Origin of the sequence: Pseudovibrio sp. POLY-S9, from assembly GCF_001431305.1 — a bacterium.
Taxonomy (GTDB): Bacteria; Pseudomonadota; Alphaproteobacteria; order Rhizobiales; family Stappiaceae; genus Pseudovibrio.
In genome coordinates, this window is the sequence record NZ_LCWX01000055.1 from 24,353 (window position 1) to 40,642 (window position 16,290).

Below are 16,290 nucleotides of genomic sequence, written 5' to 3' on the forward strand. Positions count from 1 at the left end.
TCTAACCAAGGGCTCAGCCTTAGCTGGACTCGTCAGGCAACCGGATTGTGAGAGCCGGGTTGCGAGGGAAGAAGTTCATCGGCTGAATATGGATGGTCTTCCATTCCGTTGACATGACCGGCCAGTCTTCCAAACGTGGTACGTGATGGAAGCCAGCAGTGAACCATGTGACCACATCCTTGTTCATGAGTTCGCGGTCCTGCTTGACCCATTCTGCCAGACCATCAGACCCGTCAGATCCCATGGCAAGCGCGCCACCAGCATAACGCTCATTTGGATCGTAAGCAGTGTTCCAGACACTGTACTCGATGTAGCGGTTACGCACGAATGGGGCATCATTTTCAAAGTCAAATGGGGCATAGGACACGCTACCGTGGTGGAGCATGTATGCTGGTTTGTGGCCAAGGTAGCCGTCCACATTTCCGTTCATCACCATAAAGGCTTTCGGCTTCATGGAGCTGAGGCGGAAGCGACCTTCCATCTCGCTTTTGACCGGTGTGTTCTTAACCGTCCAGAGTGAGCGGCGTGGCACATTGACCGGAGGTTCACCACCAACGATTTCCTGCACCATCATGGTGTTGTCCGGCCCATCTACGTCAAAGTCCAGGCGGAAATTGAAGTAGTGGTCGTGGAATGGAGCAACCAGATAGGGTGCAATGAGCGAGCCATACTTCGTGTCTTCGGCAGCGGTTGGATCCTGTAAGGACTTGGGCGCAACGCCCTTCACGGCATCCAGACCAGATGCGCCAACCTTCAGGTAAATCGTGCCATCCTGCTTGAAGCGATAGTCGATCAGGTAGTCGTAGTTGCCAACCTCAGAGGCGGTCCGAATGACCAGTTCTGTTTCTGGCCGCCCTTCAGCAGGCACAAATTCCGTTTCTGACTGGGCAAAGACTTCAAAGTGGCGCCATGCAGGGTTTCCGATGTCACGCTCGAAGATGCAAATCGCGTCGGGAATCTCCAGCGGCTGGCCCATATCATCATGGATCAATGCCGGAAGGAAAGTTGCGTAATCCGGACAGTCCACATTCTTGCGCAGAGGTGTCAGGAAGAGGCCAAACCCGTATTCTCCGCTGTCCATATAGGTCCGCCAATACCAGCCAGCGGAGGGGTCCATATACGGTACGAACACTTCAGAAAGAGAGGCTTGATAGAGCACTGAACGCCAGTTCGCACCATCATTGGCTTTGACTTGCGACAGAACAAGACCTGGACGCTTGTCGACGCGATACCGCATCTTCCAGATGTCCCAGGTGATCTCACTGCCATCAATGGTAAAGTTTGGACCGCCCTCCTGACGCAGGCGTGCCGGATTGGTTTTAGCTCTCAAGGCCGTACGTTTGGCGACTTCATCCTCGTTGTAGCCCCAGTCATCTTCTGGAAGAGGGACAGCGCCTTCATCGATAACTTCCAGAACTTTACGCTCAGAAAGCTCGACCACAGCTACCAGCCCTTCAACCGGCTTGGCATAGAAGTTGGAGCTTGTCGGGTTCACATAGCAAGGCACCTTCATCAGGCGTTTGCCTTTTTCTGCGTCAGTGAAGAAGTTACCGGCAGTCAGCGGAAGGCAATAAACGTCATCTGGCGTCAGGCCACGCTTGGCGAGCCCGGCAACCATGCGCTCATCTCCCAGCGCGATCTCCATAGCCGACAAAAAGTCCGCCAGCATGATCATGGGCTGACCTTCAAGGTCTGACCTGCTTTCAACAGTACCTTTGGTGATGTTCACCACCGCTTGGTGAAATTTGCCGCCTTCCTGAAAATGAACAGTCGCTCTGCGATCAAGGCTCCCATCTGTCGCATTGCTCATGACTGCTTTCTTGTGCGGCTCCAACAGCTCAATCAGCGGATAAAGGGTTTTATCGCTGGCAGCATTGGCTTCAATCAGGGTTGCTCGAACTGCATTGAGTTCGTCTCCCGTCAGGCCATCGAGTGGATGAGGGTCTGCAGCATACGCGGCAGACGTGAGCATTGAGGCGGCCACAAGCCCCCCCAGCATCTTTAAAGTCATTGGTTCCCTCCCATCGGAAGGGGAGATGAACCCACCTGTGTCTTCTCCCCCTAAATCCGTCCAATCAAAGCTTAGGCGAGCCCGGATCGCTGTGTCTGCGCATCCTGTGCAATTTACTAGGCATATCGGTTCACAGCTGGCTCGTTCTGCCTGATCTGCTCCACAAAGGTTCGCGGAGACATACCAACCTGTGCCCGAAATGCCCGATTAAAGGTCGACAGATCACGAAAGCCAAACTCAAACGCCAGCTGAGAGATTCTAAAGGCCTGCCGGGAGTGCAGACGGCGCGATAACTCGCGTTTGAACCGCCCGACACGCACCTTGGCGATCTGCTCGTTACAGCTCAATCCGTGTTCTCTGAAAAGACGATAAATGCTACTGCGCGACATGCTGGAAAGCTTTGAAAGCTCATCGATATTGAAGCTCTCTTCCAACGCATTGTCGTGAATAAGAGACAACAGGAACTGCAGCTTGTCATATCCTTCCTGCAAAGCACTGGTGTCTTCTTCAAGAAAGGTCGCACTCACCACGTCATTGAAAGCGCCTGAGAGCAAATGTTGTTTCTGACTTCCCGGCTGGGCTTCAAGCAGCAGATTTAGGTGGGCGTTGATCAGCTGGCCAGCCCCGGAAAACGCGGAGACCTTGCGACCACAGGCATAAGCAGAATTGAAATGCCGATGCAGCAGATGGCGCGGGATATGCATGGATATCTGGTCAGACCCCAAAGTGCGGTTAGCCCGGAAAATGGAGGATTTGACGGAATCGATCAACGTCATGTCTCCGGGCTTGGAAAGCAGCGCGGTTTGTCCATTCTGTTCCAGCTCCGCTTCTCCCCGAAGCTGCAGGATCAGAAAATAGTAGGCCTCGCCGTCCTTGCTGATATCAGCAGGTCCACGGGTGATCTCTCTTGCATTGTGAGTGACGCGGGCGCAATCAACATCACCAAGCTGGAGTATGGAGGCATTTCCCATGACACTTCCAGCTTCTGTGTTTGTAACAAAGTGACCACAGATTTCAGTCAGCCGTGTGTTCCATTCATCCAGCTCATATCGGCAGGATTGAGTTGAAGGTATCTGAATACACACTGGCGCCTCCCCTAACCAAGGGGAATGCTAGAAAGAATCTAAACAGCAATCAAGCCAGATATATGCATTTTCCTATAAATCGCTTATTTCATGCTCAGACTAAGTCAGTTTCAACTACAAGATCAACTAGGTGCGTCTTGGATATGAGGTTGTAAGATAATGGTTTTATTAGATAAAATGGCTATTAAACCACAGGAGTGAGTACGATAGTCGAAATACATTCAAACGCTGATTATTTGCATTTCCATAAAACTAATGTTGCGCAAGCTGCCCGTTAATCCCGACCCAAAGTCCAGTTGTGGGCGAACTCCCGAAAGGATTTGAAGACGGGGCTCTGGTATTTCTCCGTGTTATAGACCAGCGAAAATTGCCTGATCATCTTGTGCTTCAAGGGCACGATCGATAAGCGACCATCTTGAACGGCGGCATTGACAGAGCGGCGAGAAAGCACAGTCAGACCGAGCCCTGCGATGACTGAGTTGACGATAGCCGTGGTGCTGTTGAGCTCGAACGCTTCTGTCCACTCTTCAAGGTTCGCAGCAACTTCAGTCAGAAAATACTCTCGTGTGCCAGATCCCGGTTCCCTCAAAACCCAGCTCTTGCCTTCGAGCGCATCTAACTCAAGCGGCTTATCGGAAGCGGGACACTGAGATGGCGCGCAGACCACGACCATTTCGTCCGTCATCCACGGCTCAACCTTGAGACGTTTGTCACTGATCTTTGCCTCAATGAAACCTAGATCCAACTCAAAATCCAGCAGCATTCTACAAGTTTTGGTGGAATTGGAGAGGCTCATGGACTGATGCAGATACCCCGTGTTTTCGCGAAAATCTCCAAGTAAGGTCGGCAAGAGATGGTTGCCGATTGTGTAGCTGGACCCAATCCGCAAGTTACCGTTGGTTGCATCATCGCCTTCAAAAAGCTGCGTGATCGCTTCAGATCTATCCAGCAGTTCATCCGCCAGAGGGAGTAAACGGCGGCCTTGCTCGTTTAAGATGAGTTGCTTGTTGGCACGATCAAACATCTTCCATCCCAACTGACGTTCCAGCTCAGCAAGAGCCATGGAAACAGCTGATTTGGTGAGAAACAGTTTTTCTGCCGCAGCTGTGATTGAGCCTTCCTGCGTAATCGAAACAAACACTTTGAGCTGACGAAACGTTACATTCATTTCTTTTCAAGGCCAATCTGTGGGACAGTATTGTATGAGGTTCAATTTTACTGAACCACCTATTCAATATATTCAGATTTTCAGGACATATCAAATCAGCTAGGAACTTGAGTTGCATACTTTGTCTTCTCACCCTCAGGTTATTGGCATTTCCTATGAACACTCTTCGAAACAAACTGGCTCACGTTCCGGCCCCTCTCGGTGGTCTCGCGCTAGGGATAGCAAGTCTCGGCTGGTCGATGGAAAATGCTGGTAATTTTGGAGGGGCGCTGCAACTCACGGGCGCATTGATTTCGAGCGTTTTGCTCGTGCTATTGCTTGGAAAAATCTTTTTTGCACACACCGCAGTTTTTGAAGATCTGAGGCATCCAGTTGTGGGCAGTGTGCTCCCGACAACCGCAATGGCGCTGATGATCGTATCCTACGCAATCGCGCAATACAATTTCGCAATCGGGCAGATGCTTTGGCTATTGGGTATTGCCCTGCATCTCACGTTCTTATCTGTGTTCATTTATCATCGCGCAAAAGGCTTCAATCTACAGCACATGGTCCCAAGCTGGTTTGTGCCACCAGTTGGAATCATCGTGGCAGCCGTTGCTTTTCCCGGCGGTGTGTTTGAAGGCTTTGCGAATGCCTTGCTCTGGTTTGGTTTGGTCGCCTATGCGCTGATGTTACCAATGATGCTGTATCGTTTGATTTTTCACGCCGAAGTACCCGATGCAGCGAAACCAACCATCGCGATCCTCGCTGCACCTGCCAGTCTTTCGCTTGCTGGTTATCTCACTCTGACCAGCAATCCATCTCCAATCATGGTCGCCGTACTTGGCGGAATTGCTGTGGCTATGACGGCGCTGATTTATATCTCATTCCTGCGCTTGTTCCGCTTGCCGTTTTCTCCGGGCTTTTCTGCCTTCACATTTCCGCTCGTAATTGGCGCAACAGCGCTCTTTAAAACGGTAACATGGATGGAAAGTCTGGGTGCGAATGCCAGTCTTGTCGCGCAGATCAGAGCCTTGGCGCACATTGAACTTTATGTGGCAACAGCCGTCGTTCTCTATGTCAGCTTCAAATACCTGACATTCTTCGCACCGGCTCTCTTACCAGCGCGTGCAACGGGACAGCAGACCAACTAACTGGACTTGCTGAACATCTTGGTCTTGTCGAACAGGTTCTCCAGCGTGTTCATCCGCTCCTTGGTCACCTTCCATGTGGAGGTGGTCATGGCTTCAATCATGGCTTCCAGAATAAACATGATGACAACGCTGCTGTCCCAGGCCGACGGTGCTTCAATACGAGCATTGAAAACATACTCTGCATTGACGGCAGCTGGTGACGTCCACTGATCGGTAAAAACGATCACAACCGCCCCACGTTCGCGCGCCAGATCGACAAAGCGCAGAATGTCGTGTTCGTATCGACGGATGTCGAGAACCACCACAACATCACCCGGTTTCATGTTCAGGAGATAGTGCGGCCACGTGTTGGAGTTGGAGGCGATGGCAATTACATCGTCACGGATCACCTGCAAATGCGTAAAGAAATAGTCCGATAAAGCACGTGTAATACGACCACCAACAATGTGGACAGCCCGCTCGCGCTCCGTCAACAAACCCACAGCCTGATCGAAATCCTGCGTATCGAGTTGCTGTAAGGTTTGTTTCAGATTGTCGATGACCGCGTCAGCAAACCTGTTCAGAATATGTGCATCGGGTGCATTTCGGGTCCAGCGCTCTTGTTTGGAAATCGGGTTGGAAATTGTTTCTTCCACTTCCAACTTCAAGGCTGATTGCAACTCGGTAAATCCAGCAAAACCAATCTTTTGCGCCATTCTGACCACCGTTGGACCAGAGACATTTGCCGACTTTGCAAGCTCTGAAACGCTGCCTAATCCGCTGACTGGATAATTTGCAAGCAAGGAGACGGCCAGCTGACGCTCTGCACGAGTTAACCCATTAAAATGTCCGCGTAATTTTTCTGCAACGGTCTGTTCATTTGGGTCTCGCACGTCTCTCACCTACCTGATGTATGTATATTTGCCTAGTTTTTAGGCTTTGTGAAACGTTCCTTTCAGATTAGTCTCCTTGGAAACGTTTCTTTCAGAAACTCTTTTACGAATAAAAAGACTGAAAGTACAAGGAAAAACAAGATGCATTCGGGGGGACTGTTCTTGTCTGAAGTCAAAACTGACCAGATAGAATCTGTTGGCAACGACACTGTTGAAACGATCAATACAGGAGGAACGGCTCCAGTTGTGTTGGTCTGCGAACATGCATCCAAGTTTATTCCTGCATACCTAAATGGCCTCGGTCTAAGTGAAGAAGCTGCAAGCAGCCATGCGGCTTGGGATCCAGGAGCATTGGCGATTGCCAAGCTTCTCTCCGCCAAGCTGAACGCACCTTTGGTCGCTCAACGAATTTCGCGCCTCGTTTATGATTGTAACCGCCCACCGGAAGCACCGAGTGCCATGCCGGAAAAAAGCGAGATCTACGAGGTGCCGGGCAATGTTTCGTTGAATGATGAACAGCGGCAAGACCGGGCCAACAAATTTTATCGTCCCTTCCAGTCAGAATTAAAACAGGCGATCGACGCCAAACACACCGCGGGTCAACTCCCGGTGATGGTCACGATCCACTCGTTCACACCGGTTTACAACGGCAAGAAAAGAGCCGTTGAGGTGGGTGTGCTGCATGACAGCGATACCCGCTTTGCCGATGCACTGCTGGAAGCACTGTGCCCGTCAGATCTCTACGACATCCAAAGAAACGAACCATATGGGCCGGAAGACGGGGTTACGCATACCCTCGTTGATCAGGCACAATCCCGCGGTCTGCTAAACGTTATGATTGAAGTGCGCAACGACTTAATCGCAGAGCGAGCAGACCAGAAGAAAATTGTAGACTTGTTAGGAGAGGCAATTCTGCGAGTCCTGCCACAGTTTAGCGCTGAAACAACTGTGAGCGGGCAGGGAGCAACAACAAAAGCAAGGGCAGCAGATTAATGCCAAGGGGAATAGTTGTTTTCGTCAGGTACGTGGACTGGATCAACAAATATGTTTGCCGTTTTGCCATGTACCTCATTTTCGTGATGCTGGGGGTGCTGTTGTATTCCTCAATCGCGAAGACCTTTTTCGCACCGCCGCTCTGGACGCTGGAAACGGCCCAGTTCACCATGGCAGCCTATTACCTTCTGGGTGGCGCCTATTCCATGCAGACACAGTCTCACGTGCGCATGGACTTGTTTTATGGAAGCTGGTCTCCACGGCGTAAAGCCACCATGGATGTCATGACCATCCTGCTTCTGATTTTGTACCTCATCTTCCTCCTTTACGGCGGTCTTTCCTCATTGGAATACGCAGTCAAATACGGTGAGGAAAGCTACTCGGCTTGGGCACCACCTATGGCGCCGATCAAAGCCATTATGTGTTTTGGAATATTCTTGATGCTGCTTCAGGCAATCGCGACGTTCTTTAAAGACTTGGCCGCAGCCCTCGGGAGGCCAGCGCCATGAGTTATGAACTGATCGCAATTTTGATGTTCTCCAGCATGATGCTGATGCTCCTGACCGGGCAACGTGTTTTTGCTGCAATTGGTTCCGTTGCTGTTATCGCTGCCCTTCTTTTGTGGGGTGATGGTGGCTCCGAAATCGCCTTCTCCGCCAGCATGAAGCTGATGAAGTGGTACCCGCTCCTCACGCTGCCACTGTTCATTTTCATGGGCTATATGCTCTCTGAATCAGGCATTGCCGAAGATCTTTATAAGATGTTCCATGTCTGGACAGGTGGCCTTCATGGTGGATTGGCCATCGGCACAGTCGGCCTCATGGTGATGATTTCAGCCATGAACGGTCTGTCTGTGGCCGGTATGGCCATCGGCGCAACCATCGCACTACCTGAGTTGCTGCGTCGTGGTTACGACAAGGTTATGGTGACCGGCGTTATTCAGGCTGGTTCCTCACTGGGCATTCTCGTACCGCCAAGCGTTGTTCTGGTTCTTTACGGCATGATTGCCCGCCAACCGGTAGGCAAGCTTTGGCTCGCAGGTGCTATTCCAGGTTTGCTGCTGGCAGGGCTGTTCATTCTTTACATCGTGGTGCGTTGCCGCCTTCAGCCGGAACTGGGTCCAACCCTTTCTGAAGAAGAGCGCAAAGAGATCACGTGGTCCGAAAAAATCCGCCTGTTACAAGCTGGTGTGATCCCGCTGTTCATCTTCTTTGCGATGACAGGCCTGTTCCTGATGGGTGTGACCAGCCTCGTGGAAAGTTCCGCTGTTGGTGCAACAGCTGCGACACTGGCCGCTGCATTCAAACGACGCCTCACCTTCCGCTTGCTGCACATCACCACTGAAAAGACGCTTCAGATCAGCTGTATGTTCATGTGGATCATTCTTGCAGCTCTTGCGTTTGGTGCTGTGTTTGACGGATTGGGCGCTGTGCGTGCGATTGAAGGCTTCTTCGTGGGTGACCTCGGTCTTGGCCCATGGGAAATCCTTCTGCTGATGCAGCTTTCCTACATCGTGATGGGCATGTTCCTGGATGACACTGCGATGCTGGTGATTGTGGCTCCGCTTTACGTGCCATTGGTCAAAGTGCTTGGGTTTGATCTGGTCTGGTACGGCGTGCTGTACACCATCACCTGTCAGATCGCCTACATGACACCGCCCTTTGGCTACAACCTGTTCCTGATGCGTGCCATGGCGCCGCCGGAGATCTCGCTGACAGACATCTACAAATCCATCATTCCATTCGTGGCAATCATGGTGTTTGGATTGGCTCTGGTCACGATCTTCCCGCAAATCGCGCTTTGGCTGCCCAACCTTTACTACGCGAGGTGACATGACAAGGCATCATAAACGTACCCATTGAAGTAATTAGCGAATTCCGGATGGAGACAGATAAAAATCACACCCCTCGCTATAAAAAGTCCACCGGTTCTGAGGGATCCAGAAATTCATATTCCAAGGGGAATTGAGTATGACGAATAGACGTGATTTTCTTAAGAAAGCTGGTTTAACAACCGTCGCCGCTGCTGGTGCATCTACCCTTGCAGCTCCGGCTGTTCATGCTGCAGGTCGTCCTATCAAATGGCGCCTTCAGACATATGCTGGTGCAGCACTTGCTCAGCACGTGATCAAGCCATCCATTGACGCCTTCAACAAGGCAGCAAATGGTGAAATGGAGATCGAGCTGTACTACGCAGACCAGCTGGTACCAACTGGTGAACTTTTCCGTGCCATGCAGCGCGGCACCATTGATGCTGTGCAGTCTGATGATGACTCCATTGCAGCACCAGTAGATGTATCTGTTTTCGGTGGCTATTTCCCATTCGCTTCCCGTTACAGCCTTGATGTTCCAGCCCTGTTTAACCACTGGGGTCTGAAAGAGATCTGGGAAGAAGCTTATGACGAAGTAGAAGGCGTTAAGTGGCTTTCCGCTGGTGCATGGGACCCTTGTCACTTTGCGACAAAAGACCCGATCCGCAGCCTTGCTGACCTGAAAGGCAAGCGCGTCTTCACCTTCCCAACCGCTGGTAAATTCCTGACACGCTTCGGCGTTGTTCCGGTCACCCTGCCATGGGAAGACATTGAAGTTGCAATGCAGACTGGCGAACTGGACGGTATTGCGTGGTCCGGTATCACTGAGGATTACACTGTAGGTTGGGCTGACGTGACCAACTACTTCCTCACCAACAACATCTCCGGTGCATGGGCTGGCTCTTACTTTGCCAACGAAGAGCGCTGGAATGAACTGCCAGATCACCTGAAGACCCTCTTTAACCTGTGCATGGATAGTTCGCACTACTACCGCCAGCACTGGTACTGGGCAGGCGAAGCCAAGCTGCGTACACAGGGCGAGAAGATGGAGCTGACCTCCATTCCTGATGAAGAGTGGGCAACTGTTGAAGACGAAGCTCTCAAGTTCTGGGACGAGATTGCAGCCAAGTCCGAGCGTAACGCCCGCGTTGTTAAAATCCTGAAGGAATACAACGCAGCAATGGCAAAAGCTGGTCGTCCTTATCGCTACGGCTAAGCTGTTTTTCCAAGATTGGTCAGCCCGGTTTTCGGGCTGGCTACACCACACAGTAACGAAGCACTGTCGGTGATGCCATGCAGGAGAGGCACAGGCATCCGCCGCTTTAACAGGGTCCTCGGGGAACAGGTATGTTGCGAGAAGAAACCAAAAAGACACGTAGAACCGGAAAACTGACCCTCGACGAGTTACGCGAGCTGGTCGACACCGGTGAGATAGACACCGTTATTGCCGCACAAGTGGACATGCAGGGCCGCTTGATGGGCAAACGCTTTCAGGGTGAGTTCTTCGTGAACAGCGCCTGGGAAGAGACCCACAGCTGTAACTACCTGCTTGCAACCGATATGGAGATGGCCACTCCGGATGGCTACAAAGCAACAAGCTGGGAAGCGGGTTATGGCGACTACGTCATGAAGCCGGACCTTGCCACCTTGCGCGTTATTCCATGGCTGGAAGGCACCGCACTGGTACTGTGTGATGTGCTGGACCACCACACTCATAAAGAAGTTCCACATTCTCCGCGTGCCATATTGAAAAGCCAGGTCGACCGCCTCGAAGGCATGGGCATGACCGCTAACATGGCAACCGAGCTGGAGTTCTTCCTGTTCAAAGAGAGTTTTGAAGAAGCCCACGCCAAGGGTTACCGCAATATTTCGCCAGTCTCCGCCTACAATGAGGACTATCACATCTTCCAGACCACCAAGGAAGAGAACGTGATGCGTGCCATTCGCAACGGCCTTAACGGCGCCGACATTCCGGTCGAGTGCTCCAAAGGTGAAGCCGATGCGGGTCAGGAAGAGATCAACGTCCGTTATTCTGATGCACTGAACATGGCAGACCGCCATTCCATCATCAAAAACGGCTGTAAAGAGATCGCATGGCAGAACGGCCAGAGCATCAGCTTTATGGCCAAGTGGCATTATGATGCTTCCGGCAGTTCCTCCCACGTGCACCAGTCTCTCTGGGGCAAGGATGGTGAATCTCTGTTTTACGATCCATCCGGCGAGTACGGCATGTCCAAGATGATGCGCCATTACCTCGCTGGTTTGCTGAAGCACGCAAGTTCGATCACCTATTTCCTTGCGCCAAACATCAACTCCTACAAGCGCTTTGCGGCTGGCACCTTTGCGCCGACCAAAGCAATCTGGAGTATGGACAACCGTACCGCTGGCTATCGCGTATGTGGCGATGGCACCAAGGCTGTGCGTGTTGAATGCCGTGTTGGCGGCGCAGACCTGAACCCATATCTGGCAATGGCGGCGCTGCTGGCTGCCGGCATTGATGGCATCGAAAACGAACTTGAGCTGGAGCCAGAGTTCAGAGGCGATGCTTACGGAGGCGAAGGCGCTCGCGAAATTCCGACAACCTTGCGCGATGCTGCTACCGAGATGAAATCTTCCGAGATGCTTCGTGCTGCGTTTGGGGGCGATGTGATTGATCACTACGCACATGCCGCCAAGATCGAGCAGGATGAATATGACCGCCGTGTAACCGACTGGGAAGTTGCGCGCGGGTTTGAACGGGCCTGATAAAACCAGCCCACGCTGTGAATGATGAGTTGACCATGACAAAAACACTAAAATGTATTTCGCCGGTTGATGGTTCTGTATTTGCAGAACGTCCGGTGGCAAGCCAGAAAGAAGCAGAAGCCGTCATTGCCAGTGCCAAGACTGCGCAGAAAGAGTGGGCAGCGCGTCCACTCGAAGAGCGCATCAAACTGGTTATGGCTGGTGTCGCAAAGATTGGTGAACAGAACGACGAAATCGTTCCGGAACTTGCAAAAATGATGGGTCGTCCGGTCCGTTACGGTGGCGAGTTCGGCGGCTTTAACGAGCGCGCTTCTCACATGGCAAAGATCGCGGAAGAAAGCCTGAAACCGATCATTGCCGAAGAGAGCGACAACTTTGAACGCCGCATCGAGAAGGAACCGCACGGCGTCATCCTCGTGATCGCACCATGGAACTATCCATACATGACTGCGATCAACACCGTTGCTCCGGCCCTGATTGCTGGCAACGCGGTGATCCTGAAGCATGCCACCCAGACGCTTCTGGTTGGTGAGCGTATGGCGAGTGCCTTTGCAGAGGCAGGTGTTCCGGCAGAGGTATTCCAGAACCTCTTCCTGGATCATGACACCACCTCCCACCTGATCGCAGGCCGCAATTTCGGCTTCGTCAACTTTACAGGCTCTGTTGGTGGCGGTCGTGCGATGGAGATCGCTGCAGCTGGTACCTTCACAGGTCTTGGACTTGAGCTGGGTGGCAAAGATCCGGGCTACGTGATGGATGATGCGGATGTTGAGGCTGCTGCCGAAACACTCATTGACGGTGCTATGTTCAACTCCGGCCAGTGCTGCTGTGGAATAGAGCGCATCTACGTGCATTCTTCCAAGTACGATGCCTTTGTGAAGAAGGCTGTAGAGATCGTTTCCGGCTATAAGCTCGGCAACCCGCTGGATGAGAAAACCACGATCGGCCCAATGGCGAACGTTCGTTTTGCAGATCTGGTACGCAAACAGGTGGCAGATGCTGTTGAGCAGGGCGCAAAGCCTATGATCGACGCGCACCTCTTCCCGGAAGATGATGGTGGCGCTTACCTCGCACCTCAAATCCTCGTGGATGTAAACCACGATATGGAAGTTATGCGCGAAGAGAGCTTCGGTCCTGTGGTCGGCATCATGAAAGTGGAGAGCGACGAAGAAGCAATCCGCCTGATGAACGACAGCCACTACGGCCTGACGGCATCGCTGTGGACACAGGATCCTGCACGAGCGGCAAAGCTCGGTGCTCAGATCGAGACCGGTACCGTGTTCATGAACCGCGCTGACTATCTGGACCCGGCCTTGTGCTGGACAGGCTGCAAAGACACGGGCCGCGGCGGCGCTCTGTCTGAGATCGGCTACCAGAACCTGACCCGTCCAAAATCGTATCACCTTAAAAAGGCATAAGAAAAATGACTCTGACAGCAAACTGGAGCTATCCGACCGCCATCCGCTTTGGTGCCGGGCGCATTAAGGAACTGGCCGATGCTTGTGCTGCTGCTGGTATAAAAAAGCCGCTGCTTGTCACTGACAAAGGCCTTGCAAATCTACCTGTCACTGCCAGCACTTTGGATGTGATGGAAGAGGCTGGTCTTGGCCGCGCCATGTTCTTTGAGGTTGATCCGAACCCAACCGAGATCAATCTGGAAGCAGGTGTTGCTGCTTTCAACGCAGGTGGTCATGACGGTGTTATCGCTTTTGGTGGAGGCTCAGGCCTCGACCTTGGCAAGCTGATTGCGTTCATGGCAGGTCAAACCCGTCCAGTCTGGGACTTTGAAGATATCGGCGATTGGTGGACACGGGCTGATGCGGATGCGATTTATCCGAATATCGCAGTTCCAACCACAGCAGGTACCGGATCTGAAGTTGGCCGTGCAAGCGTTATCACCAACTCTGAGAGCCACGTAAAGAAGATCATCTTCCATCCGAAGATACTTCCAAGCGTTGTGATCTGTGATCCTGAGCTGACTGTTGGCATGCCGACGATGATCACAGTTGGTACCGGCATCGATGCATTCGTGCACTGTCTCGAAGCCTACAGCTCTCCGCACTACCACCCGATGTCTCAGGGCATCGCGCTGGAAGGCATGCGTCTTGTTAAGGAGAACCTGCCGAAAGTCTTTGAAAATCCAAATGATATCGAAGCTCGCGGCCACATGATGAGTGCGGCGGCCATGGGTGCAGTGGCCTTCCAGAAGGGCCTTGGTGGTATTCACGCGCTGGCACATCCGGTAGGCGCGGTTTACAACACCCATCACGGTCTGACCAATGCTGTGATCATGCCAACTGTGCTGAAGTTCAACCGCGGTGCGATTGAAGAGCGTATTGAGAAGCTCGCTGCTTACCTTGATATTCCCGGTGGTTTCGACGGTTTCTTCGCTTTCGTGATGAAGATGCGCTCAGACATGGGTGTTCCGAATACTCTGGCCGAACTTGGTGTAGGCACTGACAAGATTGACGTGCTTGCAGAAGAAGCGGTGAAGGATCCAAGTGCCGGCGGCAACCCGGTCGAGTTTACGCTGGAAGCTGCAAAAGCTCTGCTCATTGAGGCGATTGGAGAGCAGGTATCGGCCTGATTTCTCGTTGATCTACAAATAATTAACCCCGCAGAGCTTCTGGCTTTGCGGGGTTTTTTCTTATCGCATCAACTGTGATTACTCCGGCAAATCACAGCAACTTATCAGGTAGTCATAGGCATCAGGGCTCAGCTCCGGCCCAAGAACCCGTTTCAGATCAGCGTTGTAATCACCAAGCCATTTGATTTCTGCGCGGGTCAGATCAACCATGTTGAGCATCTGCGGTTCAATCGGGATGTAGGAAAGGTTCTTGAAAGCGAGGAAACCATCATCTTCCTCTACGATCTCGAAAAGGTTCTCAATCCGGATACCGTATTGATCTGCAACGTAATATCCCGGTTCAATGGACATCACCATACCAGCAACAAGGTCCACCGGATTGTATGGCTTCCCGATGCGTTGTGGTTGTTCATGAACAGAGAGGAAGTGCCCGATACCGTGGCCGGTGCCGTGGTCATAATCGAGTCCCAGATCCCAAAGCGGCCTGCGGGCAAACCCGTCGATGTGATGGCCTTGTGTGCCTATCGGGAAACGCAGCGAAGCCAACGCTACAAAGCCTTTGAAAACAGCGGTGTAGGCGGCTTTAAACTCTTCAGATGTTTCCGAAAAAGCAAAGGTACGCGTGGCGTCCGTTGTACCGTCCTGGTACTGACCACCAGAATCCAGCAGATATGTGTGCTCGGGCAGGATCGCAGTATTCGACGCTTCTGTAGCAGCGTAGTGGCACATTGCGGCGTTGCCGGCTGCAGCTGAAATGCTTCTAAAGCTCGGATAAACAAAGTCTTTCTGACGTTTACGCTCGGTCAGAATGCGTTCTTCCGCTTCCAGCTCGTGCACCGGATCATCTACCTTGGCTCTTTGCGGAACTTCCCGTTTTAACCAAGCAGAAAACTCGGTCCATGCAATGCCGTCACGCACATGACAGTCGCGTAACCCTTTGATTTCACTCCCGTTCTTCTTAGATTTGGTGAGCGTGATTGCACCTTGTTCCATGACTGGAACGCCACCAGCAGCCTGAACAGCAAGACGGGTTGCGACGGGGGAGAACATCGGGTCGATCAGAACCTGCGTTCTTTCCCCGGTCATTTTTTCCAGTGAACCGATGAAGTTCATAGGGTCTGCGGTCTCTACATTTTCAAGCTCATACTCATCCAAGCTATTGGAAAGTTTGCGCGAATCTACGAACCAGCTGGCGGAGCCGTCATCTTTCAGGAGCAGGAAGGAGTGTGGGATGGGGTTGAACTCGACGTCATCACCGCGGACATTGAGAAGCCAGGCGATATTGTCGGGTTGGGTTTCAACCAGCACCTTTGCGCCTTTGTGCTTCATTTGCGCTGCAATCTCAGCGCGTTTCTCCAGACTTGTTTTCCCAGCCTTTTCAAGGGAGTACGGTGTGATGGGTGAGAGTGGTTTGTCTGGTTGATCAGACCAGACTGCATCGATGATGTTGCCAGGAGTAGCGATCAGGGTAGCGCCTGCTTCGTCTGCTCCACCAGCGAAGCGATCCCACCATGCGGAGGGGATAAGCATCGGATCGACGCCGATTTGCTGGCCTGCCTTCATATTGGCAGAAATCCAGTTTTCCAGTGGTTCATCAAAGATATGCTGGTAGGAGAAGAACTCACTGCTGCATTGGTTGCGCACCTGAACAGTGTAACGGCCATCAACAAACATAACTGCTTGATCTAACGTGACAATTGCCAGACCAGCGGATCCTGTGAAGCCGGTTGCCCATGCCAGACGCTCATCATGCGGGGCGCAATATTCCCCCTGATGCTCATCAAAACGCGGGATGATAACTGCATCCAGTCCGTTGCGCTTCAGCTCGTCTCGTATGAGTTTCAAGCGATCTGTGGTTCTTTCAAATTTCTGATTTTCCAACATTT

General features: G+C 52.2%; 13 protein-coding genes. 8 read left to right on the plus strand and 5 right to left on the minus strand.

Translation table 11 applies throughout. The features are described from left to right. Window positions 1-19: 19 nt before the first annotated feature. The 3 genes from PPL9_RS03345 to PPL9_RS03355 form a co-directional block, all read right to left on the minus strand. Complete coding sequence (locus PPL9_RS03345; RefSeq protein WP_057461327.1) at window positions 20-2,011, minus strand: tyramine oxidase; 1,992 nt, start codon at window positions 2,009-2,011, stop codon at window positions 20-22. A 116-nt stretch (window positions 2,012-2,127) separates the two neighbouring features. Next, window positions 2,128-3,096: a helix-turn-helix domain-containing protein gene (locus PPL9_RS03350; RefSeq protein WP_057461328.1), complete on the minus strand. Its 969-nt coding sequence runs from the start codon at window positions 3,094-3,096 to the stop codon at window positions 2,128-2,130. A gap of 274 nt (window positions 3,097-3,370) precedes the next feature. Continuing rightward, window positions 3,371-4,264: a LysR substrate-binding domain-containing protein gene (locus tag PPL9_RS03355; RefSeq protein ID WP_057461329.1), complete on the minus strand. Its 894-nt coding sequence runs from the start codon at window positions 4,262-4,264 to the stop codon at window positions 3,371-3,373. Between the two features lie 155 nt (window positions 4,265-4,419). On the opposite strand from PPL9_RS03355, the gene PPL9_RS03360 reads away from it, so the two are divergent. Continuing rightward, complete coding sequence (locus tag PPL9_RS03360; protein ID WP_057461330.1) at window positions 4,420-5,397, plus strand: TDT family transporter; 978 nt, start codon at window positions 4,420-4,422, stop codon at window positions 5,395-5,397. Here the strand turns inward: PPL9_RS03360 and PPL9_RS03365 are convergent. Further along, window positions 5,394-6,269, minus strand: a complete 876-nt coding sequence (locus PPL9_RS03365; protein ID WP_057461331.1) for a MurR/RpiR family transcriptional regulator — start codon at window positions 6,267-6,269, stop codon at window positions 5,394-5,396. The genes PPL9_RS03360 and PPL9_RS03365 overlap by 4 nt on opposite strands. 162 nt (window positions 6,270-6,431) lie before the next feature. Between PPL9_RS03365 and PPL9_RS03370 the strand changes: the two genes are divergently transcribed. The 7 genes from PPL9_RS03370 (at window position 6,432) to PPL9_RS03400 (ending at window position 14,404) form a co-directional block, all read left to right on the plus strand. Further along, window positions 6,432-7,262, plus strand: a complete 831-nt coding sequence (locus PPL9_RS03370; RefSeq protein ID WP_057461452.1) for an N-formylglutamate amidohydrolase — start codon at window positions 6,432-6,434, stop codon at window positions 7,260-7,262. Beyond that, on the plus strand, window positions 7,262-7,771 hold the full coding sequence (locus PPL9_RS03375; protein ID WP_057461332.1) for a TRAP transporter small permease subunit: 510 nt from the start codon (window positions 7,262-7,264) through the stop codon (window positions 7,769-7,771). The genes PPL9_RS03370 and PPL9_RS03375 overlap by 1 nt, the downstream gene beginning before the upstream one ends. Continuing rightward, a complete protein-coding gene (locus PPL9_RS03380) occupies window positions 7,768-9,093 on the plus strand; it encodes a TRAP transporter large permease subunit (protein WP_057461333.1) in 1,326 nt (441 codons plus the stop codon). The genes PPL9_RS03375 and PPL9_RS03380 overlap by 4 nt, the downstream gene beginning before the upstream one ends. A gap of 139 nt (window positions 9,094-9,232) precedes the next feature. Continuing rightward, entirely contained in the window at window positions 9,233-10,288 is a 1,056-nt protein-coding gene (locus tag PPL9_RS03385) for a TRAP transporter substrate-binding protein (protein ID WP_057461334.1), read from the plus strand. A 131-nt stretch (window positions 10,289-10,419) separates the two neighbouring features. After that, on the plus strand, window positions 10,420-11,817 hold the full coding sequence (locus tag PPL9_RS03390; RefSeq protein WP_057461335.1) for a glutamine synthetase family protein: 1,398 nt from the start codon (window positions 10,420-10,422) through the stop codon (window positions 11,815-11,817). A 35-nt stretch (window positions 11,818-11,852) separates the two neighbouring features. Further along, window positions 11,853-13,235 carry an aldehyde dehydrogenase family protein gene (locus PPL9_RS03395; RefSeq protein ID WP_057461453.1) on the plus strand — a complete coding sequence of 461 codons (1,383 nt, stop codon included), beginning with the start codon at window positions 11,853-11,855 and terminating at the stop codon, window positions 13,233-13,235. 5 nt (window positions 13,236-13,240) lie between these two features. Next, window positions 13,241-14,404 carry an iron-containing alcohol dehydrogenase gene (locus PPL9_RS03400; RefSeq protein ID WP_057461336.1) on the plus strand — a complete coding sequence of 388 codons (1,164 nt, stop codon included), beginning with the start codon at window positions 13,241-13,243 and terminating at the stop codon, window positions 14,402-14,404. A gap of 78 nt (window positions 14,405-14,482) precedes the next feature. On the opposite strand, the gene PPL9_RS03405 is transcribed toward PPL9_RS03400, so the two are convergent. Further along, window positions 14,483-16,288 (minus strand): M24B family metallopeptidase, encoded by a 1,806-nt coding sequence (locus PPL9_RS03405; protein ID WP_057461337.1) that lies wholly within the window; start codon window positions 16,286-16,288, stop codon window positions 14,483-14,485. Window positions 16,289-16,290 lie beyond the last annotated feature (2 nt).